Source organism: Microbispora sp. NBRC 16548, from assembly GCF_030268985.1.
GTDB lineage: Bacteria > Actinomycetota > Actinomycetes > Streptosporangiales > Streptosporangiaceae > Microbispora > Microbispora catharanthi.
The window spans coordinates 17597-43297 of record NZ_BSSF01000029.1; the positions used below are offsets into that span (position 1 = coordinate 17597).

Consider the following 25701-nt stretch of genomic DNA (forward strand, 5'->3'; position numbering starts at 1 on the left):
GCGGGAGACATCATGATCGATGATGGCGACGGCCGGGAACTGGTGATCCGCTACGTCCACGACGACGAGAAGCTGCGCCGGGAGTTCGACAACCGGCTTGCGCGCTACCTTCGTGGCCAACCCGGCCACGCCCGCTGGGACATCACTCCCCTGGTGGTCGCCCTCGACCAGCTCGGGCACCAGATTCCGAGCATGCTCGTACGCCTGCGCCGGCTGCCCGGCAAGGCGGAACTGGAGGCGTGTATCGAACTGGAGCTCGCGCCTATCCCGCCGGAACGCGGACCCGCCCCTGATCCCTGAGGATCGTGCGGCGGCTACGGCGCGAGTGTCTCCACCGAGAGAAGGTCGCGCATCGACACCATGCCGATCAGGCGCCCGTCCTGGTCCACCGGGATGTGGCGGATGCCGTGATCGAGCATGCGGCGGGCCACCTCGCGCGTGTCCTCGTCCAAGGTCGCGGTCTTGATGTCCGACGACGCGCACGTTCCCGCGCTCAGCCCGGCGGGATCGTCGGATGTGGCAAGTGCCGTCACGAGGTCCCGTTCTGTGATCACTCCGGTGACCCGGTCCCCTTCGAGCACGGCGAGCGCGCCGATGTTCTTCTCCGTCATCCGGCGCGCCACCTCGGGCAGCTTCGCACTCACCGGACAGCCGAACACCAGGGGACGGTAAACGTTGGCGATACGCATGCGGCCTCCCCTCCTCACCAGCACATCCAGCCAATCACACCGCCCGGGGACGCCGGTCAGCCGCTGGGCGTGATGAGCCCGTAGTGGCCGTCGTAGCGGTGGTAGACGACGTTGCCCCGGCCCGTCCGCCTGTCGGCGAAGAACACGAAGGGCAGGCCGCTCGTCTCCAGCCGGGCCGTGGCCTCCTCCAGGGTGTGGACCGGTGCGGGCGTGGTGCTGACGGTGAGCGGCACGGACACCGGGCCCAGACCATCGGGGCGGGGCGACACCTGCGCCAGCCGGTATGCCTCTCCGCTGCGGTAGATGACGCTGTCCTGACCGGTGTCCACCTCCCGGAACAGGTGGAAGTCGTAGTCGAGCTGCTCCATGTCGAAGGCGGCCTCGTCAGGGGTCGCCCAGGCGAGCTCGTACGCCTTGTGCCGTACGACCTGCCGCTCGCCGGGAGGCCGGGGGAAGTAGGGCAGCGGGTGGCGAGGCGGGCTCGAACGCCGCCACTCCTGGTCGACGTCCAAGGGATTTCGCCCGCGCAGGTCCTCCCAGTCCCGGGACGTACGGCGCAGCCGGACCCGGAGCCTGTCCTCCAGGAGGCGGATGGCCTGGTGCATGTGCTCGCCGACCGCCTGGGCGCGGACGAGCCGCCCGTTCACGTCGAGGTTGGCCTGGGCGACGCAGGGACGGGGGACGGCCGGATCGGCCGAGACACCGAGCTTCACCCGGGCGTAGAGCACCGGTTCGTGCGCGAGCGGGGTCAGGGCCGCGACGGTCTCGCGAGCCTCGTCGGCCGAACCGGCCGGGACCGATCCCCGGGTCTCCACCTGTATCTCGGAGGGATCGAGCGCACTCACGGGAGAACGGCGTTCCATATCGGATCACCTCCGCATCGTCGGGCCTGGTTCCCGTTCCGCATGCGTCATCGAGCTCAACTCCGGTCAGCGGAGGTGCGGCCGCCGGCGGTCAGTCGAGCGCGTAGACGCGGTGGACGAACTCCGCGAGCTTGCTGTCCGGCAACTCCTTGGCCAGATCCGCCTCGCTGATGATGCCGACCAGACGATGACGTGCGATCACGGGCAGGCGCTTGATGTGGTGCTCCTCCATCGCGAACAGCGCCTCCTCCACGCTGGCGTCGGCATCGACCCACACCAGGCCACGGGCCAGTTCCCCGGCCGTCGTCCGGTCGATGTCCATGCCGTGCGCGCAGCACATGACCACGATGTCGCGGTCGGTGATGATCCCCTTGAGCCGGTCGTCGTCCCCGCAGATGGGCAGCGCGCCGACTCCCAGGTCGGCCATGATCTGCGTGGCGGTGCGCAGCGTTTCGTGTTCACCGATGCACTGAACGCCTTCGTGCATCACGTCCCGCGCCTTCTTGCCCATGTCCGTTACGCTCATCGGTGCCCCCCGAGACACGTCGAATGACCCGCGTCCCGGCCCTTATACCCACCCTGGCCATGAGCAGTAGCCGACGCCATGGTTGTACCGGCCGGCGATACCCGCGACGCCTCCGATCTCGCCCGGTAGGAGACCGGCTTCGGCCAGGACGTTCGTCCACAAGTGAGCGGACGAAATTCTCTACCTTCCCGCGCCGCGCGACGCGAGGCTCACGAGTAGAGGGCTCCGCCGACGTCATGGAGTGAGACAGGACGCCTCCCTGCACGCCGGTCGGCGGGGATCGGTCAGATCGAAGCCCGGGTCGTCAGCAGTGGCGATCACGTGTGGATTGGGGCCAGCGATGCCAAATCTCGGCATTGCCATCGTGCGGCAGTACGAGCGGGGTGTGGTGTTCCGGCTCGGCAAAGTCCGCGACGTCCGCGATCCCGGTCTGCGGTTCATGATCCCCCTGGTCGACCGCATGCGGAAGGTGAGCCTCCGCACGGTGACCATGCCCATCCCCTCGCAGCAGATCATCACCCGCGACAACGTCTCCATCGGCGTCGCCGCAGTCGCGTACTTCCGCCGGGTGGACCCCGTGAAGTCGATCGTGGAGATCGAGAACGTCGAGACGGCCATCGGTCAGATCGCTCAGACAACCGTCCGCAACGTGGTCGGGCGCTCCCTGCTCGACCAGGTGCTCACCGACACCGAGACGCTCAACGAGTCGATCAAACAGATCCTCGATCGCATCACGCAGCAGTGGGGCGTCTACGTCCTTCTGGTGGAGCTCAAGGACATCGAACTGCCGCCCTCTATGCAGCGGGCGATGGCCCGCCAGGCCGAAGCCGAACGTGAGAAGCGTGCCAAGATCATCGCGGCGGAGGGTGAGGCGCTGTCCGCCGGCCGGCTGGCCGAGGCCGCCGATGTCATCGCCGCCCATCCGATCGCGTTGCAACTGCGCAATCTCCAGGTCCTGAGTGAGATCGCCGTGGAGCACAACTCCACCATCGTGTTCCCCGCCCAGTTCCTCAGCACGGTGCGCGCGTTGTCGCAGTTCGTGGGTGCGGAGGGCGCCAAGGTCGAAGAGCCGACACTCGTGCCCTGACATCGGGCCGCACCGTGAGCCGATGGCTCGACCCGCCACGAGATCAACCGTCCGCATCGGACGTCCAGGGGGAGCGGAGGTTTCCTGACATGGAGACTAAGCGGTGGACCGTGCAGATCTACCTCTCAGAGCACGGCGACGACACCTTCGCCAAGGCGGTGCTGACCACCAGGGACGGCCATCTGGCCGGTGCAGGACACGCACGCCGCAACCCCGTCGACCCCTCGGTCCCCGAAATCGGCGACGAGCTCGCCACGGCCCGCGCGCTTGCCGACTTGGCGGACAAGCTCCTGGTCATCACGTCCAGGGACATCGCCCAGGTCGCCCCGCCCGCCGAGCGGAACAGTCTGTGGAGCCGGTAGCCGCGCCGTTGTGCCGAATCCCGGCTGGATTCGTTCGCAGATCTCGGGACGTCGCAATCGGGTGAGATGGGTCATGAAGCTTGTACAGGAGACACCCTTTCGGTTCCGTATCGAGCGGCAGGCGCCGATGCGGGTGCCGGGAGTCGTGTTCGTCTCCCGGGACCTGATGCCCGAGGAGCAGGCCCTTCAGCAGATCGTCAACGTGGCCACCCTGCCCGGCATCGTCGGCGCCTCCTACGGGATGCCCGACCTGCACTGGGGGTACGGCTTTCCGATCGGGGGCGTGGCGGCCACGGACGTGTCGGCGGGCGGAGTGGTCTCCCCCGGGGGTGTGGGATTCGACATCTCCTGCGGGGTGCGTCTGCTGGCCGCCGACCTGCACCGCGAAGGACTCGTGCCCGTCATGGACCGGCTGATGGACGACCTGGACGCGGCCACACCCCGTGGGCTCGGCGGAGGCGGAGTGTGGCGTCTGCCGGGCCCCGCCCAGCTCGACCGGGTGCTGCGCGAAGGAGCGCGCTTCGCCGTACGGGCGGGGCACGGCGAGGCTCGCGATCTGGACCGCTGTGAGGATCAGGGAGCCGTGGCCGGCGCCGACCCCGGCCAGGTCGGCACCCGGGCGATGGAACGAGGCCTGGTCCAGGTCGGCAGTCTCGGCTCCGGCAACCACTTCCTTGAGGTCCAGGCGGTCGAGGAGATCTACAACGAGGCGGTGGCGGCCGCGTTCGGTCTGCGGCTCGGCCAGGTGTGCGTGATGATCCACTGCGGATCACGCGGCCTGGGACATCAGATCTGCACCGATCACGTCCGCGCGATGGACAAAGCCATGATCGACTACGGCATCGGTGTGCCGGACCGGCAGCTGGCCTGCGTCCCGGTGGACTCGCCGGAAGGCCGCGGCTACCTGGGCGCGATGGCCGCGGCGGCCAACTACGGCCGGGCCAACCGGCAGCTGCTTGCCGAGGCGGCCCGGCGGGCGTTCCGTCAGGTCACCGGCGCCGCTCTGGCCCTGGTCTACGACGTGTCGCACAACCTGGCCAAGGTGGAAGAGCACGACGGGAGGCGGCTGTGCGTGCACCGCAAGGGCGCGACCCGCGCGCTCCCGCCCCACCATCCCGATCTGCCGGCGGATCTGGCGCCGTTCGGCCAGCCCGTGTTCATCCCCGGCACCATGGGCACCGCCTCGTACGTGCTCACCGGCGTGCCCGGCGGGCACGCCTTCCACTCCACCTGCCACGGCGCCGGTCGCGTCCAGAGCCGCCATCAGGCCGCGCGCTCCACCAGTGGACGGGAGCTGCGCGCGCGGTTGGAGGGCCAGGGCATCGCCGTACGCGGATCCTCCTGGCGTGGCCTCGCCGAAGAGAAGCCGGACGCCTACAAGGACGTGGACGCCGTGGTCGCGGCGAGCGTCGGAGCCGGGCTCTGCCGCATGGTCGCGCGGCTCGTCCCGCTCGGCGTGGTGAAGGGCTGACCCGGTGGCCCGGCCCCACGGCGGTAGAGGCCCGATCGGCGGGCGCGGCCATCGCTCGCTCCCCCACACCGCCGACGTCCGCCTGGAGGCATGGGCCCCCACCGTCGCCGAATGCATCGCCGAGGCCGTCCGCGCAATGATCGACGGCTTCGCCGACCTCAGCCGAGCCGAGCGTCACGGCACGCGTACGCTCCACGTCGCCCCGGCCCCGCCCGACGAGCAACTCTTGACGGTGCTCGACGAGGTGATCTACCTCATGGACACGGCAGCCCGCGTCCCCTGCGAGATCGATGCGCACGAGGACGAGGCGGGACTGTGGCTGACGCTGGGCATGACCGACGTGGCGGCCGTCCCCCAGATCGGCGCGGTGCCCAAGGCCGTCGCACTCCACGGCCTGCGTTTCGATCACGGACCGCACGGATGGGTCTGCGCCGTGACCTTGGACGTGTAGACGACCGACACTCGCCGTCGTCCAGACTTCCTCGGTCCCTATTCGACGTCGATCTGTCACTGCATACCTTGACCCAACCTCACAAGTGGACTGTGCCTATCTGTGGGTAAGAACGCCAGCATTAGAGGGTGAACAGCGAGATGCCCGATCGATCATTCCCGAACGAGGTGCGGCAGGTCCCGGACGAGGTGTACCGCGATTGCGAGACAGCGACGGTTCGGGAGGCCTACGCCTATGCCTCACACGTGGCCGCCGGCATGCTCGCACGCCTGAACAAGATGCCGGAGGGCGCCTAAACCCGGGACCAAGTGGTCGAGCCGAGTGGAGCGAACCGCGCACGAGGACGGACCTATGGCTGGAAACAAGAGCGCGCGGGCCGAGTCGCATCGGGACCTGTTGCGCCAGATGCTGCGCGTCAGGCGGTTCGAGGAACGCTGTGTCGAGCTGTACAGCGGCGAAAAGATCCGCGGATTCATGCACCTCTACATCGGTGAGGAGGCGGTGGCCGCCGGCGTCTGCCACGCGCTGGCCACGGACGACGCGGTCGTCTCCACCTACCGGGAACACGGGCACGCGCTCATCCGCGGAGTGCCCGCCACAACGATCATGGCCGAGATGTACGGCAAGGCCACGGGGTGTAGCCGGGGGCGCGGCGGCTCGATGCACATCTTCGACGTCGCCCGCCGCTTCTACGGCGGCAATGCGATCGTCGGCGGCGGACTTCCCCTGGCGATCGGGCTCGCCCTCGCCGACAAACTGCAGGACCGAAACCGGGTGACCGTGTGTTTCTTCGGCGACGGCGCGATGGCCGAGGGCGGGTTCCACGAATGCGTCAATCTCGCGGCGCTCTGGCGGCTGCCGGTGCTGTTCGCCTGCGAGAACAACCTGTACGCGATGGGCACCGCGCTGGCCAAGTCCCACGCCCAGACCGATCTGGCCCTTCGCGCGGCGGGATACGGCGTGGCGGCGTGGCAGGTGGACGGGATGAACGTGTTGGCGGTCGCCGACGCGGCGACCCGGGCGGCCGAAGCGATCCGCGCCGGGGCCGGACCGTATTTCGTGGAGTTGCGCACCTACCGCTTCCGCGCCCACTCGATGTACGACCCAGACCGTTATCGGAGCAAGGAGGAGATCGAGCAGTGGAAGAAGCGCGACCCCATCGATGCCCTCGTCGCCTCGATGAAGGCGGAACACGAAATCACGAACGACGATCTCGCCGTGCTGGAGAAGGAGATATCAGCAGAGATCGACCAGGCCGTCGCCTTCGCTGAGCAGGCGCCGGTCGAGCCGGTGGAGGATCTCTCCCGTTTCGTCTACAGCGAGACGCCCCCGGCGAGCGGCGGAGCGCGCGCGGGGTCGGTGGAGGCGGCGTCGTGAGCGCGGCGACGACCACCTATCGCGAGGCCATGCGGGAGGCGATCCGCGAGGCCCTGCGCCGCGATGACCGCGTGTTCCTGATGGGCGAGGACGTGGGCGCGTACGGGGGCTGCTTCGCGGTGAGTCTGGGCCTGCTGGAGGAGTTCGGCCCCGAGCGTATCCGGGACACCCCGCTGTCGGAGGCCGCCTTCGTCGGCGCGGGCATCGGTGCGGCGCTGGGCGGGATGCGTCCCATCGTCGAGATCATGACGGTGAACTTCAGCCTGCTGGCCCTCGACCAGATCCTCAACAACGCCGCGACGCTCCTGCACATGTCGGGCGGGCAGCTGAACGTCCCGCTGGTGATCCGGATGACCACCGGAGCCGGCCGGCAACTCGCCGCGCAGCATTCACACAGCCTCGAAGGCTGGTACGCCCACATTCCGGGCCTGCGGATCCTCGCACCCGCGACAATCGAGGACGCCCGCGGCATGCTCTGGCCGGCCCTGGAGGACCCCGACCCCGTCCTGATCTTCGAACACGGCTCGCTGTACGGCATGTCGGGGCAGCCGCGCCCCGGCCTGGTGGACATCACCTCCGCCGCGCTCCGGCGCTCCGGCAGGGACATCACACTGATCGCCTACGGCGGCACGACCGGGAAGGCACTGGCCGCCGCCGACGCGCTCTCCGCCGAAGGCATCGAGGCGGACGTGATCGACCTACGCGTCCTGCGCCCGCTCGACGACGCCACGATCGTGGAGTCGGTCGGCAACACGCATCGGGCCGTCATCGTGGACGAGGGCTGGCGGTCGGGCAGCCTGTCGGCCGAGATCGGCACCCGCATCGTGGAGCGGGCCTTCTACCAGCTGGACGCGCCGATCCAGCGGGTCTGCACAGCGGAGGTCCCCATCCCCTACGCCCGCCACCTGGAGGAGGCCGCCCTCCCCCAGGTGCCGTCGATCGTCGCCGCCGCGCGAGAGGCGGTCGCCTCATGAACGAGCGCGCGGAGTTTGTGATGCCTTCGCTCGGTGCGGACATGGAGTCGGGCACAGTGGCCGAGTGGCGGGTCAAGCCAGGGGATCGGGTGCGCAAGGGTGACGTCATCGCGGTGATAGACACCGACAAGGCCACGATCGAGGTCGAGTCGTTCCACACGGGGACGGTCGAGAGCCTGCTGGTGGGGACCGGCCGGCGGGTGCCGGTCGGTACGGCCCTCGCCGTCATCGCCGGCACCCCGCCCGCTGCCGAACCGGTGTCTCCCGAGCCGATGCCGGCTCCGCCCCAGAGGAAGCGGGCGCGCCCACGACGGCCAACGCCGGCGCGCCTGCCGACGCCAGGCGCGCCGCACGTTCCGTCACCGGTCGCCTCACCCCTCGTACGGCATCTCGCCGAGCAACGCGGACTGGACATCGCCCGCGTACGGGGGACGGGTCCGCACGGACGGGTGACCCGCGCGGACGTCGAGCATGTGGAGCTCGCACCGCAGGTCAAGGTCTCACCGCTGGCGCGCAGGCTCGCCGCGCAACTCGGCGTCGACCTCGCCGGCGTCCACGGCACGGGGCGCGCCGGTGCGATCCGCGCCCAGGACGTGCGGGAGGCGGCCGAACGGGGCACCGAGGCACGGCCGCACGAGGAGGAGGAAGCGGCCGCCCGCACGCCTGCCGAGCCGGTGGAGGCGCGAGCCGTACCGGAGGCTGACCTGGAACGCCGGCGGGAGGCGATGCGCCAGGCGATCGCGAGGGCGATGGCTAGGTCGAAACGGGAGATTCCGCACTACTACCTGAGCGCAACCGTGGACCTCACCCGCGCGCTCGCGTGGTTGCGCGAGCGCAACCACGATCTGCCGGTCTCACGTCGGCTGCTCCCCGCGGCCCTGCTCCTCAAGGCGGCTGCCCGCGCCGCCGCCGCGGTGCCGCAGTTGAACGGCTTCTGGGTCGACGATGCCTTCGTACCTGGGAAGGCCGTGCATCTGGGGGTGGCGGTCTCGCTCAAAGGCGGCGGCCTGATCGCCCCGGCCTTGCACGACGCGGCCTGCCGCGAGCTTGACGATCTCATGGCCGCTCTGAAAGACCTGGTCTCCCGGGCGCGTACGGGGCGGCTGCGCGGTGCCGAGATGACCGAGGCCACCATCACCGTCACCAACCTCGGTGACCAGGGAGTCGAAGCGGTGCACGGCGTCATCTACCCACCGCAGGTGGCCCTGGTGGGTTTCGGGAAGATCCTCGATCGTCCGTGGGCCGTCGACGGGCTGCTGGGTGTCCGGCCGCTGGTGACCGTCACCCTGGCCGCAGATCATCGAGCGACCGACGGTTACACCGGCGGGCGGTTCCTCGGCATCGTCGACCGACTACTCAACCAGCCGCAAACGCTATGACGCCACAACACGCTCGGGAACTCATCACGACCGCGTTGAGCCAGGTGGCGCCGGACATGGACCCGGCGACGCTACCGCGGGACGCCGACATCCGCGAGGCTCTCGAACTGGACTCGCTCGACTTTCTCACCTACGTGCAGACGCTGAGTGAATCCAGCGGGTGCCGGATCGAGGAGGACGACTACCCGGCCTTCTCCACCATCGCCGGTGGAGCGGACTTCCTCGCCGCGCACGCCGGAGCGTGAGCAGCCGGCCCTTCGGAAGCATGACCGTCACGGTGCGGTTCCTTCCTGGCGTTCGAGGGTCGAGATATCGCCCTCGGGGAGTCCGAGCTCCCGAGCCTTGAGCAGGCGGCGCATGACCTTGCCGCTGCGTGTGTGCGGCAGGTTCTGGTCGAAACACAGCTCCTTGGGGGCGACCGCGCCGAGGCGGCGCCGACCGAAGGCGATCAGCTCCAGCTGAAGCCTCTCGGTCGGCTCGAAGCCGGTGTTGAGCGTGATGAAGGCCTTCACCAGTTCGCCGGCCACCGGGTCGGGCTTGCCGATCACACCCGCCTCGGCCACGGCGGGATGCTCCATCAGCACGCTTTCCACCTCGAACGGCCCGACGAGATGCCCTGCCGACTTGATCACATCGTCCGACCTGCCGACGAACCAGAAGTAACCGTCCCGGTCCCTTCGGACGATGTCGCCGCTCAGATACCAGCCCCCGGCGAACGTCTTGCGGTACCTTTCCGGGTTCCCGAGATAGGCGCGGAACATTGAGGGCCAGCCGGGGCGGAGTGCGAGTTCTCCCTCGACGTCGGGCTCCTCCACCACCCGCACCTCGCCGTCGACGACGCGGGCTCGCCCGTCCGCGCCTCTTTCCAGCACGGTCGCCTCGATGCCGGGGAGTGGACGGCCCATGGAGCCCGGCTTGATGTCCATCGCGGCGAAATTGCTGATCATGATGGCGCCGGTCTCGGTCTGCCACCAGTTGTCGTGGATCGGCAGGCCGAGCGCGCGCGGCCCCCACACCACCACCTCGGCGTTGAGCGGCTCCCCCACGCTGGCGATGAAGCGCAGCCCGGACAGGTCGTACTCGCCCGGAAGGGTGTCGCCATGACGCATGAGCATGCGCAACGCCGTCGGGGCGGTGTACCAGACGGTGACCTGCTGATCCTGAAGGACGCGGCACCAGCGCCGCGCGTCGAACTCGCCCGCGTCCGTAACGAGAGTGGCTCCCAGGCTGAGCGGCGCGATGACGCCGTACGACATTCCTGTGACCCAGCCGGGGTCGGCGGTGCACCAGAAGACGTCAGAGGGGCGCAGGTCGAGGGCGTAGGTGGCGGTGACGCGGTGGGCGACCACTGCCTCGTGTACGTGGACGGCGCCTTTGGGTGTGCCGGTCGTCCCACTGGTGAAGTGGAGCAGCGCCATGTCTTCCGGGTCAGTGGGGGGAATCTCGAATTCCGCCGACGCCTCGGCCATCAGTCCCCGCAGGGACACGGCGCCCTGAGGCGGGGAAGCGTCGCCGGTGACCAGCACGTGCTTCAGACCGGGCAGCGACTCGCGGATCATGGCGACCTTCCGGGCGTAGAGCTCCGGGGTGGTCACCAGGACACGCCCGTCGCCGAGGCGCAGCCGTTCGCGGACCGGTTCGGGGCCGAAGGCGGAGAACAACGGGCACAGCACGCTCAGGTTCTTCAGCGTCCCCAGGACGGCCACATAGAGATCAGGCACCCGGCCGAGTAGCGTGAACACCCGTTCGCCCTTGCCCACCCCCATGCCGCGCAGCACGTTGGCGAAGCGGTTGGTGGCGAAGCGGAGATCCTCGTAGGTCATCTCGGTGACCGTGTCGTCCCTGCCGACGCACCGAAGCGCCACGTGATCGCGTCGCGGCGTGTCCACGTGGCGGTCCACGGCCTCGTAGGCGATGTTCAGCCCCCGGCCCTCGGGCAGGCCGGACACGGATCGCCGCGCCGTCTGCCAGGAGAAGCCGCGGCGCTCACGTTCGTAGTCCGTCAGGTTGGACCGCGCCGCCTCCTGTCCTGTTTTCCGAATCGGCTCCCAGGTCATCGCGGCCTCCTCCTCGGCTGCGTTGAGCCTGCGCTGCAGCGTGAATCTGGCTCATCGCGCACCCATAGGAGCGGAAATCCCCTATGACGCGGACGGAAAACCCGCCAAGGCGCCCGAAGCCCTTTCGGTCCTCTGCCGGCGAGACCCGCAGGCCGCACAACGCTTCGCGGGAGGGCAAGGGATGCGCCGGTCTCGACCCGGCCGACGCCCCGGGCGTGACTACGATCGCGCGCATCGACGCCCGGTGCTACGCGACCGTGCCGAACGGCGGGCGAGATCGACTGCTGAGGAGGGCGCCCGCCTCTGCTGTCAGCGGCCGCCGGGTCTTCGCAGCCGAGGCCGGCGGCCTCATGCGGCATGGAGCGTGAACTGGTCGGTGAACCAGTCGCAGGCGAGGTGGGCGACCGTCTCGAGCGCCCCCGGCTCTTCGAACAGGTGCGTTGCGCCGGGGATGACCTGAAGCGAGCTTTCGCAGCGCAACCGCTCCTGAGCCGCCCGGTTGAGACCGAGCACGACGGTGTCGCGGCCTCCCACGATCAGCAGAGTGGGGGCGCGCACCTCACCGAGACGGGGCTCGGCGAGGTCAGGCCGACCGCCGCGGGACACGATGGCCGCGATCTCGCTGCCAGGTTCGGCTGCCGCCCACAGCGCTGCCGCCGCGCCGGTGCTCGCACCGAAATAGCCGATCGGAAGCCCTGCCAACCTGCTCTGACGACCTACCCAGCCGGTCACCTGGACGAGCCTTCCCGCAAGCAGCCCGATATCGAACACGTTGCCGCGGTCGATCTCCTCCTGCGCGGTGAGCAGATCGAACAGCAGCGTCCCCAGACCCGCGTGGTTGAGCACAGTCGCGACGTACCGGTTTCGGGGGCTGTGCCGACTGCTGCCGCTGCCGTGCACGAACACCACGACACCTGCCGCCTTCGGAGGGACGACCAGCCGGCCGGGGAGCCGGACCGGCCCGGCGTCCACCTGCACATCCTCGGCGAGACCGTGCAGAACGGACCCTGCGGCGACCTCATGTCGAGACGCGGCCCGCCGCAGCAACTCGACGACCTGCTCGTCGGTGGTCTGGGAGAAATCGTGATACCAGAAGCCGATCGCGTAGAGGCGGTCGGGGACATCGAGGCAAATCACCTCGTCGGCGTCCTCGCGCAGACTCTCGACCGTCTCCCGCGCCCCGACCGGCACCGCAAGCACCACCCGTGAAGCGCCACGCGCGCGTGCGACCTGGCACGCGGCACGAGCCGTTCCCCCGGTGGCGACCCCGTCATCGACCACGATCACCGTACGGCCCGTCAGATCCGTGGGCGGGCGGTGACCGCGGAAACGGCGGGCCCGGCGCTCGACTTCGGCCCGCTCGCGCTCCTCCACAGCGGACATCTCCGCTTGGCTGAGATTCGCGAGCCGTACGACATCGCGGTTGACGACGACTACCCCACCCTCGCCGACGGCGCCGAATCCCAGCTCCGGTTGGTATGGCACCCCGAGCTTGCGCACCACGATCACATCCAGCGGCGCGCCGAGCGTCTGGGCCACCTCGTACGCCACCGGCACCCCACCCCGGGGCAGCCCCAGGACGACCACATCCTCAGCTCCGCCACGCCCGCGCATTTCGTCGGCGAGCCGTACCCCCGCATCATGACGATCAAGAAACATACGCCCACCCCCGGAACCACCGCTCAAGCGGCCATTCCCCGTGGCCGCAGGGCCTGTTGTCCTGCGCCCATCCGTACCCACATTCCGCCCGTGTACAGGGGGGGACGCGCGTCCATCGCGGAAAGCGCACATCTGCCCCACGCCACCCTGGGGTCACCGCGTTCCCGGCAATCGCGCACACCGGCCGGTTGGTGGCGCTGCCCCGACGACGCCGGACAGGCGATCGCCGCGACGACGGCGACAGGACGGCCCCAACTCTTGTGACCCCGCATACTCTCCGTCAGCGGGGTACGGCCCCACAACATGGTGCAGGTCGTCACTCGAGAAGCCGTGCAGGATCTTCTCTCAGCCGGGCGGGCTCAGCTGGTCGAAGTGCTCCCCAGGGGGCAGTACGAGTGGGCGCACCTCCCGTACGCCGTCAATCATCCGCTCGAGGACCTCGACGACCTGTCCCCCGCTACGCTGGACAGGTCTCGGCCGATCATCGTCTACTGCCACGACTGGCTCTGCGATCTGAGTCCCCGAGCGGCCCACCGCCTGGAGAGGCTGGGTTTTGACACCGTCCACGACTACTCGCCGGGCAAGATGGACTGGATCTCCGCCGATCTTCCCTATGAAGGGAACGCTGCCCTGGTGAGAGAACAGGTGCGTCGTGACCCGGTGATCGCTTATCTGGAGGATCCGCTTGCGGAAGTAGCGGACAGAATCATCGCCGATCCGGCAGGGCTGGCTGTGGTGATCGACGGGGATGGCGTCGTTCACGGGGTGATCGGTGCGCGTGAGCTGATCGGCGCGAATCCCACGGCTACGGCCGAGCGTGTCATGTGCGTCGGCGCCACGACCACCCGTCCGAGCGCAGAGGTCGCGAGCCTGACCGAGCGCATGGATCGCGCCGACATCCGGCATGTCGTCGTGACCCGGGCGGACGGCACGCTCGTGGGTCTTTTCGGAATCGGCGACCTCCGGGCGCCGGAATCGGAGCCCGATCTCGGGTAGCGGGAAACTCCGGCCGGCACAGGGCCTGTGGTCCGACTCTTCACCGGATCAGAGCACACCTCCGGCTCCTTCATGTGGCATAGCCGCACGAACGGCACGGATGCGGGCACAACTGCAGTAGGAGCCTTACCTACCGACCGTCGGTCGGCAACGTGTGAGGGGTGACGCCATGGCAGAGCCGATCGTCGTCGGCGTCGACGGATCGACGCCCTCGCTTCAGGCCGCCGGCTGGGCCGGTCAGGAAGCCGAGCTCCGCGGTGCTCCGCTGCGGATCGTGTACGTGACGCTGCGCTGGCCGTACTACGTGCCGCTCGTCCCGCAGCCGGCGAGCTGGGGAGCCGAGGCCGAGGCGGCTGCACGGACCGTGCTCGATGAGGCGACGGTCCACGCGAGAGCGGGCAGGCCGCATCTGGCGGTGTCGGCTGAGATCGTCAACGGGGCGGCGGCGGAGGCGCTCGTCGCAGCCGCGGAGGGCGCTCAGCTCATCGTCGTGGGAAACCGCGGCCGTGGCGGGTTCGCCGAGCTGCTGCTGGGTTCGGTGAGCCGCTACGTCACGGCCAGGGCTCCCTGCCCCGTAGCCGTCGTCCGGCAGACCAGAGAAGGCGGCCGCGGTGAGATCACCGTTGGCGTCACCGGGCACCCCGATCAGGAACCCGTCCTGGAGTTCGCGTTCCGCGAAGCCGCGCTGCGGCATGCCGGCCTGCGTGCCGTGCACGCCTGGACGCATCCGGCCGCGACGGAACTGGGCTACCTTCAGCCGCTCGTCTACGACGTGGACAGCGTCGGGGCGGAGGAGGCGCGGCTGCTCGCGGAGAGTATCGCCGGTCGGCGGGAGAACTTTCCCGACGTGACGCTCACCGAGCGCGTCGTGCAGGAGCATCCGGCCAAAGCCCTGATCGAGGCCTCCGCGGAGACGGACCTGGTCATCATCGGGGCCCATACGGGAATGGCCGCCTGGCTGGGCCTGGGCGCCACTGCTCACGCCGTGCTTCATCACGCTCGCGCGCCCGTGATCGTGGTCCGCCACTGACCGCTTGCAGCCGAGGCCACGGCCGAGGGAGGGGGTCACGCTGCGGCGCCTCCGGGCGGGAAGATCACCCTGGTCCACCGCCCGGGGCTGAGCCGCAAGCCGCGCAGGGTCGGCACAGCAGGATCGAGGAGGAGGCCATGGCCAGCGGACTGCTCACCGATCTGTACGAGATCAACATGGCGGCGAGCTACCTTCGCCGTGGCATGACCGGCAGGGCCACCTTCAGCCTGTTCGTCCGCAGGCTGCCCGCGAACCGCGGCTTCCTCGTCACCGCCGGGCTGGACGACTGCCTGGAATTCCTCGAAGGCTTCCACTTCACCGGCGCCGAACTCGACTACCTCGGACGCACCGGACAGTACGGCCACGACGTACTGCGAGGCCTGGAACGCATGCGCTTCACCGGGGACGTCTGGGCCGCACCGGAGGGATCCACGCTGTTCGCCGACGAGCCGATCATCGAGGTGAGCGGTCCGATCGCCGAGGCCCAACTGGCCGAGACCGTGCTGCTCAACCACATCACCTTCCAGACCACCGTGGCGACCAAGGCCGCCAGATGCGTGCTCGCCGCCGGCCGGGCACGGCTGATCGACTTCGCCTTCCGGCGCACCCAGGGAATCGGCGCCGCCATGTCGGTGGCACGGGCCTCCGCGATCGCCGGATTCTCCGCCACCAGCAACGTCGAGGCGGCCCGGCGGTACGGCCTGCGCGCCGCCGGCACGATGGCACACTCGTACATCCAGGCATTCGGCGACGACGAAGCCGCATTCGCGGCGTTCGCCGCCGATCTGCCCGATGCGAACACCTTCCTCGTCGACACCTACGACACCCTGACCGGCGTCCGGGCGGCCATCGCCGTGTCCCGGCGGATGCGACTGCCCGGGCCTCTGGTCGTACGGCTCGACTCCGGAGACCTGGCGGACCTGTCGCGGCAGGCCCGCCGGATGCTCGACGAAGCGGGGCTGCCCGACGCGGAGATCCTCGCCAGCGGCGGGCTGGACGAGTACGCCATCGACGACCTGGTGCGGCAGGGCGCACCGATCGACATCTACGCGGTCGGCACGAAGATGGGCGTCTCGGCCGACGCGCCCTCGCTGAACAGCGCGTACAAGCTGGTCGACTACGGCGGGCGTCCGGTGATGAAGCTCTCCGCGGGGAAGGTCACCCTCCCCGGCGCCAAGCAGGTCTTCCGCGGGGAGACCGGCGACATCGTCGGCCTGCGCGACGAGCCCGCACCGCCCGGCCACCGCCCCCTGCTCGCCCCCGTGATGGAGGCGGGGCGGCGGCTCGCCCCGAGCGAGGCGATCGCGACGTCGCGCGACCGCTGCGCCGCGGAACTCGCGCGCCTTCCGGCGCCCGCGCGGGCGTTGCGCGACCCGCGGGCGCCCCAGGTCCGCCACAGCGAACGCCTCACTCTGCTCTCCCAGCGCGTCCGCCGCGAGATACATGCGAGAACGGCGGCGATCCGGAGTGATCGAGGCTCCCAGTGACGGGTCTCCTTCGACAGGGCGGGTGGCGCCTCTCACGCCCGGCTCCACGTGGTTCTCCGGCAGGACGTTCCGCGCCCTGAGACAGGTGGACGCGTTCAGAAGCCGTGGATGCGGCGACCGGTGATGTGGCACGGCACGATGCGGATGTAGAGCCCGCGGTCGCCTCCGGGCCATGGTTCGAGGCCGGGTATGGGCAGTTCGTCCTGGGCGACGGGGCCGGCCGGCCCGTGGATCAGCACGCTCCAGCCTTCTCGCCTGGCCTCGTCAATGTGATCCACCTCGAAACCGATCATGGTAGTGGCGCTTTCCAATACGCCTTCGCCGATGGAACCCCCCAGGCGCGTGCGGAAGACGACGGCGTCACGGTGGATCGTGTAGTTGACAGGGAGGACGACAGGGCCGGTAGGCCCGGTGAAAGCCACCCTGCCGACACCGCCCGGGGCGATCAGACGCAGGCATTCGCGCGGTTCGAGTGCGCGCAACACGGGATAGGCCGCCGCCGTGCCGCCGCCGGGCGGCCGATCGGTGGTGCCGCCCAGCAGCTCGTCCGCCGTCGTCTCCAAGGACGCGGCGAGCCGGAGCAGAACCCCCTGCGTGAGCGACGACGGACTCTGCTCCAGGTATTCGAGGAATCCGGGGGCCATCCCCGCACGCTCCGCGACCTGCTCGCGAGTCAGGCCCAGCTTCTCACGGTGGTATGTGATGCGACGACTGAGGTCACCGGGCATGACGGTTCGACGCGGCATGACCTTCCCTCCCTTCTACGGCGGAACGCGGATCGCATCGCGTACGTGATCGCGCTGATCTGCGGTCCTGTCCTCGGGCATGCCCGTCGCATGCGACGTCATGTACCGGTCGCCACGAGTCGCCCATCTATTCCACGCTGTGCTTCACCTCCCGCCGGCCCCTGATCGTGGCCCGCCACCGGCCGGGGCACCGGCAGACCACAGCCGAGGGGAGGAGCCGGTGCGCGGGGAATGTCTCCAGGAAGCAGATGTGGAGACGCTGTCTGGCGGCTCCTGGTCGGCCGCCTGGCAACGACCGGGGACGGGGGCACCTCGATGAGGCCATGGGCGCAGGTCAAGGAGACGCACGCCGGGGTCGTGATCCTCCTCGGAGATCACGCTTTCAAGCTGAAGAAACCGGTGAATCTGGGCTTCCTGGATTTCACCACGCTGGAGGCCCGGCGGGCGATGTGCCGCAAGGAGGTCGAGCTCAACCGCCGGCTCGCGCCGGACGTCTACGAAGGAGTGGCCGACGTGGCCGGCCCGGACGGACGGGTCTGGGAGCACCTCGTGGTGATGCGGCGCATGCCGGACGAACGCCGCCTGTCGGCGCTCGTCCGCGCGGGAGAACCGGTGGAGAACGCCGTGTGCCAGGTCGCGCGAATGGTCGCGGGCATGCACGCCCGGTCCCCGCGCAGTCCCCGCATCGACGAACAAGGGAGCGGGCAGGCACTGCGACTCCGCTGGACCGCGAGCTTCCGTGAGGTGCGGGCGCTGCCCGAGGCGGTCCTGGACGCCGAGGTCCTCGACGAGATCGAACGGCTCACGCTGCGCTTCCTCGACGGCCGGGAACCGCTCTTCGCCGCCCGGGTCGCGGAAGGCCGGATCGTGGACGGCCACGGCGATCTGCTCGCCGACGACATCTTCTGCCTGGACGACGGGCCTCGGATCCTCGACTGCCTGGAATTCGACGACCGGCTCCGCTTCGTCGACGGCCTGGACGACGCCGCCTTCCTGGCCATGGATCTGGAGCGGCTCGGCGCGCCTCGCCTGGCAGAGCTGTTCCTGGGCTGGTACGCCGAGTTCTCCGGAGACCCCTCGCCGCCCTCGCTGTGGCATCACTACGTCGCCTACCGGGCCTTCGTCCGCGCCAAGGTCGCCTGCCTGCGCCATGGCCAGGGAGACTCCACAGCGGCGTGGGAGGCCCGGCGTCTGGCCGAGCTCACGCTGGGCCATCTCCAGGCGGGCGCGGTCACCCTGGTCCTCGTCGGCGGGCTCCCGGGTACCGGCAAATCGACTCTGGCCGCCGCCGTCGCCGACCGGCTCGGCTGCACGCTGCTGACCAGCGACCGCCTTCGTAAGGAACTCGCCGGCATATCGCCACACCAGCCCGCGGCCGCCCCCTTCGGCGAGGGCATCTACTGCGCGGAGTCCACCCGACGGACCTATACCGAGCTGTTGTCCAGGGCCGAGAGGCTACTCGGCCTCGGCGAGCCGGTCGTCGTCGACGCCTCCTGGACGGACGCCACGCGCCGCACCGCCGCGGTGGACCTGGCCCGGCGTGCCTCCGCCGATCTCCTGGCGCTGTGCTGCACCGCCCCTCCGCGGGTGACCGCCGAACGCCTCGCGCGCCGCACCGGCGGGATATCGGACGCGGACCAGGCGATCGCCGCGGCGATGACGGCGACGATGGCGCCCTGGCCGGACGCGACCGAGATCGACACCGATACGCCCCCGGAACAGACACTGGAGCGGGCGATGACGGCGATCCGCGCCCGCTGGGCCGGCGTGCCACGGCGGTTTCGGCGTCCCCGGATGGAACCCGGCTGAACCACGACCGCGGCACCCACGGCGGACAGCCCCGGTCAGGTGTCCGGAGAACCACCCTGTGGTCCCGGCACCACCGCCACAGGGCAGGGCGCCTCGTGCAGCGCGGTCTGGGTCACGGGTCCAAGGAGCATCTTGGGGGCGGAGCCGATTCCGCGGTTGCCGACCACGAGCAGGGTCGCGTCTTCCGCGGCCTTGACCAGGGCGCGCCGTGGAGTCTCGATCACAAACTTGGTCTCGACGGAGACCCTCGGATGCCGGGTCTTCCACGGTGCGACGGTTCGTTCGAATCGCGTGATCGCCTCGACTCTCAGCGACTCGGGATCGATGAAGGGAACCCGGTCCGGCCCGGGGAGCGCGGCGGGGTCCCACCAGTCGCACACGGCCTCCACCAGCGCTCCGCGCAGCTCGGCTTCTTCGAATGCGAACCCGAGCGCCGCCTCGCTCGCCGGTGAACCGTCCACGCCGACCACGATGCGTGCACGAGGGTGCGGGGTGGGCGGCAGATCCGGGCGGACGATGACGACCGGGCGGTTGGCGCGAGCGGGGACCTGCGCCGCGGTGGATCCCACCGTGACGTCGTCGAACCCGCCGTGTCCCCGTGCGCCGAGCACGGTCAGTGCGGCGTCGCGGGACGCCTCCAGCAGTACGGCGGGCGCCCATCCTCGCTCCAACCGCCAGCGGACGTCGAGACCTTCGGCGAGAGCGTGGGCCTTGCGTACGCCTTCGTCGGCCACGATCGCGCCGATGCCCTTGAGGATTTCGAGGGTGTTCTCTTCTGGCGGGCGGAGGGGATAGGGCCAGTGCCAGGCGTGGCACACAGTGAGAGGAAGGCCGCGGAGCCGAGCCTCCTCCACCCCGAAGCGGAGCGCCTGCTCGCTGGCCGGTGATCCGTCATATCCGACCAGCACGGAGCGCGTCTGCTCGTGTCCGCTCATCTCCGCCTCCTCGCAGTCATGTCCGGTTCAGCGGGTGGGAAGGGGCGTGGCAAGGGTCGCGCGCCTCACGTGCCTGCGTGTCGCGCCCACCGACACCTTGTCTTGGGCCGCCCCCTGGCCACCCGTCAGCTCGTGGCGTCCAGAATCCGCAGGAACGGCACGACGGCGGCGTTGATCTCCTCTACCAGCGTTTCCAGAGCCGCCTGGGCGTCGCCGAGATTCGGCAACCCCTCGGCTTCCGGCCTCGTGGGCGTCGGCAACCGGCCGGCCTGAATGGGAATCCGAAGCTCAAGAGTGAACAGCGCGGCTCTTCTGTCGAACGGCGGGGCGACGCAGGGGACGCCCGATTCGCCCTGCTGCCAGCCGAACCAACCGTCGGGGATCCGTTCCGGCGATGGAGCAGCCAACTTCACCATTGCCAGGACGATGTACGTCCCTTCCGGTCGATGGCAGGCGGCATGCAGCACCCGGGGATGGAACCGGACATACGGCGGTCCATCCGTCGGGCGGGTCGCCAGATCCCATGCGGTCATCGCGTAGTGCACCGGATCCAGCGTGATGCCGCCCGCCTGAGGCTCAGTGTCTGCGGCGGCGAAGGCGTGGCTCCATGCGCGGAGCCGTTCGCCGTACCGCTCCTGAGGATTGTCGCCCGTGGCGTCGATCCAGACTCCCACCATCACTGCGTGACTCCTCGATGGCGAGCCTTCGTGCAGTGTCCATGGGCTTCTTACCCGCAGATGCCTGCGATGAGGCCCATGGCTCTCACATCGGGACAGCGTCCCGCCTACCGCCGTTTGGGATGAAGGCTACGTACGACGGCCACAGGTCCTTCCGCGTGGTGAAGGACGGCGTGGCTGACCGAGCCGAGGCGGAGCTTGGCAAAGCCGCCGCGCCCTCTGGCTCCGACGACGAGAAGCTCCGCGTCGCTCGACGCCGCGACCAGAACCGACGCGGGGACGCCTTCGATCACCTCTTCGGCCACTGGAACGTCCGGGTATTTGGCCTTCCAACCCGCCAGCGACTCCGACAGGAGCCTTGCGCCTTCTCGTTCGACCGCCGTCATGTCGTAGCGGACCGGGCGCACCTCCCTCGGGTACGCGGGGTGGGCCCAGGCGTGTACGGCACGCAGGCCGACCGAGCGCAGAGATGCCTCCTCGAACGCGAATCCCACGGCGTCTACGGAGGCTTCCGAGCCGTCGACACCGACGACGATCCCGGATCGGCCGGGCCCGATGTCCGGCTTCTCGGGCACGACGACGACAGGGCACGCGGCGTGTTCCGCCATCTGGCGGCTCACCGAGCCGAGCAGCAACCGCGTGAAACCCCCTGTGCCGTGCGAGCCCAGCACCAGCAGGGCGGCGTCGGCCGCCTCCTGAAGTAGCGTGGCGGAGATGGGGCCGATCCCGAGCCTGCAGCCGACGTCGACGGATGCGAAGGTGCGGGCGCGGTCCTCGGCCATCCTGAGGACCTCCAGTCCTGCGGCCTCCGGCCGTGGCGCCTCCAGGCCGGGTTCGCGGATCGCGACGTTGTACTCCCAGCGGATCGCGATGTGCACGATGCGCAACGGCAGATGCCTGCGCCCTGCTTCGGCGGCGGCCCAGTCCACAGCGCACAAGGCCTGTGCCGATCCGTCCACGCCGACCACGATGAGTTTGCCCATGGCGTCTTCTCCCGTCGCGAGCGTTGGTGGTCGATCCTGATCGAGAGGTCTCATTCAGGCGGCTCCCACGGCAGGTTCGGTTCGACCACTTCCTGGAGCGCGTGCTGCTGGGGGGCTATCTTCTTGACCGCGATCTGGTTGAGACAGTGGCTGAGCCTGGCCAGGGCTCTGGCTGTGGCGATTTCGTCGCCTATCTCGGGGATCGACCGGTCGTCCGGGCTGCGGTGAGCGTGACCGGCGCCCGTGACGTCGACTCCGTCGGCCGTGGTCAGCCTGGCGCAGGCGTAGGTCTCATCGTCCTGCTCGGTGATGTCGATGCCGATGTTCCAGCGCTTGGTTGTCATCCTTCCTCCCCGTGACGCGAACCCGGGCAAGTCGGATCTGCCGCATCTCACCGGCCACAGAGGCTGCGCGAGTGCGGCGTCGACACGCCTCTCCCCTGGCACTCACACAGCGGGGGCGGCAGGCCCCTGCGTGCGGCGTTTCTACGGTGAAACACCCTGGAGGCGTGTTGTCACCTACCGCGCTCTCCGTACTCGCGACCGTGCACCACGTGGGCACCCGGCCCCGGGAAAATGAGAGTCTCATGCTTCTCGTCCAACCACCTGACCACATACGGCGGGGACCCGTCGCTGTGATAAAGGCCCGTGATGATGCCGGTGCGGCGAGGCCCGTCGAGGCGGCGGCTCTCGATGATCAATCGGTCGCCGACTGCCGCTTTCATGGCTACCCCATCTCTTCCTTATCGGCTCTCCCTAATCGGCTTATTCGGTCCCGCTGCCGACCGGGGTCGCGACCTCGGTCGTGATCGGCGTCCAGCGGTGTGCCAGGCCCGTTGCCGCTATTCAGCCTGGTCGGGGTCGCTCCTACTGCTTAGGGCAGGAGGTCCCGTAACCGAGGGACCTCCGTACCGAGGGCCACCGACGGCGCGCTCCCTGTGATCCCCCTGCGGGCCGGCCGGTTGGTCCGATGCTCTCAGCCGCAGGACCGCGTGCTTGAGCGGCGGCGTGTCCATCGCCACACCTCGTCGGCGCCCCACACCACGAACGGGAAGGGAAGGAGGAGCACGAGCTGAGCCGGCTCGGGCGGCGCCGTGCCGAAAACCGCGCGGAACGGCGGCACGAGGACGACCACGGCGGCGAAGGCGATCTCGAACGCGATCCCCCACAGCAGCAGCCGGTTGCTGGTCACGCCGATGGCCCGCAGGGACGCCGCCTGGGTGCGTGCGGCGAAGGCGGTGCCGATCTGGCAGACCACGATGCCCAGGAAGGTCATGGTGGTCGCCTGCTGCCAGGTGTGGTGCAGCGCCGAGCCGGGTCCCGTGGCCGCGCCCGGATGCCAGCCTCCCAGCAGGAGCGTGCCGAAGAAGGCTCCCAGCACCAGAACCGCCGACACTCCGCCGAGCAGCCCCCAGGCACGGGCCAGCATGGCGCCCTGGATCACCCCCTCCGATCGGCGACGGGGTGGGCGGTTCATCAGGCCGGGTTCCGCGGGCTCGCGGCCCAAAGCGAGCGCGGGCAGCGTTTCGGTGCCCAGATCGATCGCGAGGAGCTGGAGCACCGTGAGCGGGAGCGGGACCCTGCCCCCGGACAACGCGAACACGAGGAACGGGATCACCTCGGGTGTGGCGTGGGCGAAGATGTAGCAGATGAACTTGCGTACGTTGTCGTAGACGCGCCGGCCCGCCTGCACGGCGTCGACGATCGTGGCGAAGTTGTCGTCGGTCAGCACCATGGTGGCCGCTTCGCGGGCGACGTCGGTCCCCGAGACCCCCATCGCGACGCCGATGTCGGCACTTCGCAGGGCGGGGGCGTCGTTGACCCCATCACCCGTCATCGCCACCACATGGCCCTCGGCCCGCAGCGCGTCGGCGATGCGCAGCTTGGCCTCAGGCGAACTGCGCGAGAAGATCAGTTCGTTGCCCTTGCGGAGCAGAGCGTCCAGCTCGTCGTCGGTCATCGCGTCCACCTCGGACCCCGTCACCACCTGCGTACGGTCGCGGGCGATGCCGACCCGCTTGGCGATCATCGCCGCCGTGAGCCCATGGTCGCCCGTGACCACGATGAGCCGGATTCCCGCCGTATGGCAGCGAGCCACGGCACCGGGCACCTCCGGGCGGGGCGGGTCGAGCATGGCGACGACGCCGAGGAAGGTCAGCTCGGCCTCGGCATGCTCACGCCGGGCAGGCAACGGCACCTCCGCGTCGAGAGGGCGCCGGGCCACCGCGAGCAGGCGCAGCCCTTGGGACGCGTAGCCGTCGACCACCTTGGCGATCTCCGCGCGGTCCCGCTCCTCGATCGGTCGCGAGGCGCCGTCGGCGGTCATCATCATCGTGGTGCGCCTGAGGACCTCCTCGGGAGCTCCCTTGGCATGCACCCACAGCGTTCCGTCGACGGCGTCGACCGTGGACATCATCCGCAGAGAGGGATCGAAGTGGAACTGCCGCCGCCGCTCGCCGTTGTGGCCGCTCTCCCCGAGTGAGACGCTCATCCGGAGCAGGGCGATCTCGGTCGGGTCCCCCGTCTCCGCAGGTCCGAGAGCGGCGTTGTTGCAACGGGCAGCCGCCCCTGCCACCGCCTTCAGCGGCGGTGACGACGAAAGGCCGGTCCACTTTCCGCCGGCGTTCTGGATCGGGCCGGCGCTGGTCCAGATGTCGGTCACGCGCATCCGGTTGAGCGTGAGGGTACCGGTCTTGTCCGTACAGATCACGGTGGTGGAGCCGAGAGTCTCCACGGCGCTCAGCCGCTTGACGACCGCGCCGCCGCGGGCCAGTGCCCGGACCCCGACGGCCAGCGCGAGGGTGATGGTGGGCAGCAGTCCTTCGGGGACGTTGGCGACCAGCAGGCCGACGGCGAATTTGAACGCGTCGGCCAGCGGGAGACGCGCCACCAGGGCGGCGACGGGCAGGACGGCGGCGCCCGCCGCGACCGCGACGATCGCGATCAACCAGGCCACCCGTTTGACCTGCAGTTCCAGCGGCGACTCGTCTCTGCCGACGCGCTGGGAAAGCGCGGCTATCCTGCCCAGCTCCGTGTGCATCCCGGTGGCGAACACCAGCGCCCGGGCCTGCCCACCCGTACAGGTCGTGCCGCTGAACAGCAGGTCTCGCGCCTGGAGCAGCGGACCCGCGCGGTCGTCGAAGGCGGCGGATCGGTACGCGGTCAACGACTCGCCGGTCAACGTCGACAGATCGATCTCCGCCGAGCCGTCGAGCATCCGGGCGTCGGCCGACACCCGGTCGCCCTCCTCGACGACCAGCACGTCACCCGGCACGAGCCCGCCGGCATCGATGACCAGGAGCCTGCCGTCTCTGACGACCTTGGCCTTGGCCGGCAGGTAGCGCGCCAGCGTCTCGACCGCGTGCTCGGCCTGCTGTTCCTGCGCGAAGGCCAGGAGCGCGTTCAGGACGATCACGCCGACGATCGCGACGGCGAGCGGAGCCGTGTGCGCCACCGCCGCCAGACCTGCCGCCGCCCACAACAGCAACGCCAGCGGATGGGTGAACTGGCGGCCGAGCTCTTTCGCCCAGTTCCCCCGGGCCTTCCTGACCAACTGGTTCGGCCCGTACACGACAAGGCGGCGTGCGGCTTCCCTGGAGGACAGCCCAGTAGGGCGCGTCCGCAGATCGCGGAACAGCCGGACGACGGGTTCCCGCGGATCCGACGGCCGGCCTTCGGTTTCCGTCATCGGCGACCACCCTCAGAATCGACCTGGATCGCGCTGCCCGTCTCCGCTCCCGTCCGGCTCCGCAGCGAGCCGTCGTCGGTGACCACGATCTCGTGCTTCGCCGCGCCACCGGTCCCGCTCGAACGTCCAGCGGCGCGCCCTGACCACGTACGCGAGGGTCAGGCGGGCGAAGACCATGCGGCCTCCTCCTCGGGCAGCCCGGCCGGAGTGCGCACAGCGGGTTCCATGCCCTCAGCAGATCACCCGGACCTCGCAGGCGGCTCCGGGCGAAAGCCACCGGCCCGGGGGACCTTCGGCCCCGGCGGAGAGGCGTGGGCGAGAAGACCATCGAACTCACGCCTCCGCCCCGTACGCCCGCCTCGCAGCGCGGATCCGCGCGCTGTCACGCTGGCTGCCCGCCTCACGGCCGGCCGCCGGGATTGCACCCCGTCCGAGAACCTCGGGACCAGGGTCCCT

The 25701-nt window shown here is 69.7% G+C and carries 26 protein-coding genes; 14 read left to right on the forward strand and 12 right to left on the reverse strand.

The window, feature by feature from the left end:
* Positions 1–12: 12 nt before the first annotated feature.
* On the forward strand, positions 13–300 hold the full coding sequence (locus QSK36_RS40995) for a hypothetical protein (RefSeq protein ID WP_285786155.1): 288 nt from the start codon (positions 13–15) through the stop codon (positions 298–300).
* Positions 301–314: 14 nt separating this feature from the next.
* Here QSK36_RS40995 and QSK36_RS41000 read toward each other — a convergent pair whose 3' ends face one another.
* From QSK36_RS41000 to QSK36_RS41010, 3 genes are all read right to left on the reverse strand, one after another.
* Positions 315–689, reverse strand: coding sequence for a CBS domain-containing protein (locus QSK36_RS41000; protein ID WP_183542010.1), 375 nt, complete (start codon positions 687–689; stop codon positions 315–317).
* A gap of 56 nt (positions 690–745) precedes the next feature.
* On the reverse strand, positions 746–1534 hold the full coding sequence (locus QSK36_RS41005) for an HPF/RaiA family ribosome-associated protein (RefSeq protein WP_285786156.1): 789 nt from the start codon (positions 1532–1534) through the stop codon (positions 746–748).
* A gap of 109 nt (positions 1535–1643) precedes the next feature.
* Entirely contained in the window at positions 1644–2078 is a 435-nt protein-coding gene (locus QSK36_RS41010) for a CBS domain-containing protein (RefSeq protein WP_225898624.1), read from the reverse strand.
* 340 nt (positions 2079–2418) lie between these two features.
* Here QSK36_RS41010 and QSK36_RS41015 point away from each other — a divergent pair, with 340 nt between their 5' ends.
* The 9 genes from QSK36_RS41015 (at position 2419) to QSK36_RS41055 (ending at position 9424) form a co-directional block, all read left to right on the forward strand.
* Positions 2419–3165 carry a slipin family protein gene (locus QSK36_RS41015; RefSeq protein WP_183542000.1) on the forward strand — a complete coding sequence of 249 codons (747 nt, stop codon included), beginning with the start codon at positions 2419–2421 and terminating at the stop codon, positions 3163–3165.
* An 89-nt stretch (positions 3166–3254) separates the two neighbouring features.
* The gene (locus QSK36_RS41020) at positions 3255–3527 is read left to right on the forward strand and encodes a DUF1876 domain-containing protein (RefSeq protein WP_285786157.1); all 273 of its coding nucleotides are present in this window, start codon (positions 3255–3257) and stop codon (positions 3525–3527) included.
* A gap of 73 nt (positions 3528–3600) precedes the next feature.
* Positions 3601–4998: an RtcB family protein gene (locus QSK36_RS41025; RefSeq protein WP_183541996.1), complete on the forward strand. Its 1398-nt coding sequence runs from the start codon at positions 3601–3603 to the stop codon at positions 4996–4998.
* 4 nt (positions 4999–5002) lie between these two features.
* Positions 5003–5449: an archease gene (locus tag QSK36_RS41030; RefSeq protein ID WP_285786158.1), complete on the forward strand. Its 447-nt coding sequence runs from the start codon at positions 5003–5005 to the stop codon at positions 5447–5449.
* A 128-nt stretch (positions 5450–5577) separates the two neighbouring features.
* Complete coding sequence (locus QSK36_RS41035) at positions 5578–5745, forward strand: hypothetical protein (RefSeq protein ID WP_183541994.1); 168 nt, start codon at positions 5578–5580, stop codon at positions 5743–5745.
* 55 nt (positions 5746–5800) lie between these two features.
* Positions 5801–6826: a pyruvate dehydrogenase (acetyl-transferring) E1 component subunit alpha gene (gene pdhA / locus QSK36_RS41040; RefSeq protein ID WP_285786159.1), complete on the forward strand. Its 1026-nt coding sequence runs from the start codon at positions 5801–5803 to the stop codon at positions 6824–6826.
* On the forward strand, positions 6823–7800 hold the full coding sequence (locus QSK36_RS41045; RefSeq protein WP_285786160.1) for an alpha-ketoacid dehydrogenase subunit beta: 978 nt from the start codon (positions 6823–6825) through the stop codon (positions 7798–7800). The genes pdhA and QSK36_RS41045 overlap by 4 nt, the downstream gene beginning before the upstream one ends.
* A gap of 20 nt (positions 7801–7820) precedes the next feature.
* Positions 7821–9179 (forward strand): dihydrolipoamide acetyltransferase family protein, encoded by a 1359-nt coding sequence (locus QSK36_RS41050; protein WP_285786161.1) that lies wholly within the window; start codon positions 7821–7823, stop codon positions 9177–9179.
* Between the two features lie 56 nt (positions 9180–9235).
* Positions 9236–9424, forward strand: coding sequence for an acyl carrier protein (locus tag QSK36_RS41055; RefSeq protein WP_285786162.1), 189 nt, complete (start codon positions 9236–9238; stop codon positions 9422–9424).
* Between the two features lie 27 nt (positions 9425–9451).
* On the opposite strand, the gene acsA is transcribed toward QSK36_RS41055, so the two are convergent.
* Positions 9452–11236, reverse strand: a complete 1785-nt coding sequence (acsA, locus tag QSK36_RS41060; RefSeq protein ID WP_285786163.1) for an acetate--CoA ligase — start codon at positions 11234–11236, stop codon at positions 9452–9454.
* A 348-nt stretch (positions 11237–11584) separates the two neighbouring features.
* A complete protein-coding gene (locus QSK36_RS41065; RefSeq protein WP_285786181.1) occupies positions 11585–12895 on the reverse strand; it encodes a phosphoribosyltransferase family protein in 1311 nt (436 codons plus the stop codon).
* 303 nt (positions 12896–13198) lie between these two features.
* Here QSK36_RS41065 and QSK36_RS41070 point away from each other — a divergent pair, with 303 nt between their 5' ends.
* From QSK36_RS41070 to QSK36_RS41080, 3 genes are all read left to right on the forward strand, one after another.
* Positions 13199–13891: a CBS domain-containing protein gene (locus QSK36_RS41070; protein ID WP_285786164.1), complete on the forward strand. Its 693-nt coding sequence runs from the start codon at positions 13199–13201 to the stop codon at positions 13889–13891.
* A 169-nt stretch (positions 13892–14060) separates the two neighbouring features.
* A complete protein-coding gene (locus QSK36_RS41075) occupies positions 14061–14921 on the forward strand; it encodes a universal stress protein (protein ID WP_183541975.1) in 861 nt (286 codons plus the stop codon).
* A gap of 137 nt (positions 14922–15058) precedes the next feature.
* Complete coding sequence (locus QSK36_RS41080) at positions 15059–16408, forward strand: nicotinate phosphoribosyltransferase (RefSeq protein ID WP_285786165.1); 1350 nt, start codon at positions 15059–15061, stop codon at positions 16406–16408.
* A 95-nt stretch (positions 16409–16503) separates the two neighbouring features.
* Here the strand turns inward: QSK36_RS41080 and QSK36_RS41085 are convergent, their stop codons facing one another.
* Entirely contained in the window at positions 16504–17154 is a 651-nt protein-coding gene (locus QSK36_RS41085; protein ID WP_352241829.1) for a helix-turn-helix domain-containing protein, read from the reverse strand.
* A gap of 315 nt (positions 17155–17469) precedes the next feature.
* Here QSK36_RS41085 and QSK36_RS41090 point away from each other — a divergent pair, with 315 nt between their 5' ends.
* On the forward strand, positions 17470–18963 hold the full coding sequence (locus tag QSK36_RS41090) for a bifunctional aminoglycoside phosphotransferase/ATP-binding protein (protein WP_285786166.1): 1494 nt from the start codon (positions 17470–17472) through the stop codon (positions 18961–18963).
* A gap of 35 nt (positions 18964–18998) precedes the next feature.
* On the opposite strand, the gene QSK36_RS41095 is transcribed toward QSK36_RS41090, so the two are convergent.
* From QSK36_RS41095 to QSK36_RS41120, 6 genes are all read right to left on the reverse strand, one after another.
* Complete coding sequence (locus tag QSK36_RS41095) at positions 18999–19898, reverse strand: universal stress protein (RefSeq protein WP_285786167.1); 900 nt, start codon at positions 19896–19898, stop codon at positions 18999–19001.
* 125 nt (positions 19899–20023) lie between these two features.
* Complete coding sequence (locus QSK36_RS41100; protein ID WP_285786168.1) at positions 20024–20578, reverse strand: hypothetical protein; 555 nt, start codon at positions 20576–20578, stop codon at positions 20024–20026.
* A gap of 104 nt (positions 20579–20682) precedes the next feature.
* On the reverse strand, positions 20683–21558 hold the full coding sequence (locus QSK36_RS41105; RefSeq protein ID WP_183541963.1) for a universal stress protein: 876 nt from the start codon (positions 21556–21558) through the stop codon (positions 20683–20685).
* A gap of 50 nt (positions 21559–21608) precedes the next feature.
* Positions 21609–21902 carry a DUF1876 domain-containing protein gene (locus QSK36_RS41110; protein ID WP_285786169.1) on the reverse strand — a complete coding sequence of 98 codons (294 nt, stop codon included), beginning with the start codon at positions 21900–21902 and terminating at the stop codon, positions 21609–21611.
* A 170-nt stretch (positions 21903–22072) separates the two neighbouring features.
* Entirely contained in the window at positions 22073–22282 is a 210-nt protein-coding gene (locus QSK36_RS41115) for a DUF1918 domain-containing protein (RefSeq protein ID WP_183541959.1), read from the reverse strand.
* 251 nt (positions 22283–22533) lie between these two features.
* Positions 22534–25245: a cation-translocating P-type ATPase gene (locus tag QSK36_RS41120; protein WP_285786170.1), complete on the reverse strand. Its 2712-nt coding sequence runs from the start codon at positions 25243–25245 to the stop codon at positions 22534–22536.
* Positions 25246–25701: the final 456 nt, after the last annotated feature.